Source organism: Oleiphilus sp. HI0061 (assembly GCF_001635675.1).
The window spans coordinates 1-582 of record NZ_LWFE01001712.1; the positions used below are offsets into that span (position 1 = coordinate 1).

1 pseudogene is annotated in these 582 nt (G+C 43.5%); it reads right to left on the minus strand.

From position 1 onward, the window contains the following. Positions 1–199 precede the first annotated feature (199 nt). Positions 200–582, minus strand: a pseudogene (locus A3735_RS31485) (lipase); the annotation flags it as partial.

The window sequence follows — 582 nt, forward strand, 5'->3', positions numbered from 1 at the left end:
GCCTATTTCTGCGTAACCAAAGTATTCATACAAAGCAATCGATACCACGAAAATGACTGCTATCGATGCAATCGACCCGGTTTTTATCGTCATAATAACCTCTTAAAAAAGTGGGGCCCATAGGACCCCAAAACGGCATTTCCAGTATAAGGTTGCCTGATTGCCCAAATTGGAAAGCACATAATTCTCTAGGAATCGTTTATAGGCCAGCCTTCTTAAGGCGGTTAGCATGTTTCTTAAATAAGGTCTTTGGATCAGTCTCGAACAATGATGTTAATCCTAAGACATGATTATTGGCATCAATGTGGTTCATGAAGTAATCATCACGAATAACCTGGCCAAAGTGAGATGCACAACGCCCGGTAATACCGTCGTTATCTTCACCTGAATCAAACGCTAAACCTGTGATGGCAAACAAGGTATCTGAAATATCCCCAACAGCAGTCAGATGACCTGTGCCGCTCCATGAATAGAGCTTGATATCTTCGCCATTGATCGTCACTTGCGAAGGCCCATTACCACACTCAGTTGTCGGTAAGCCATGCGTGTAAGTTGCATTGTATTGCGCTGCACCTTGAGCAT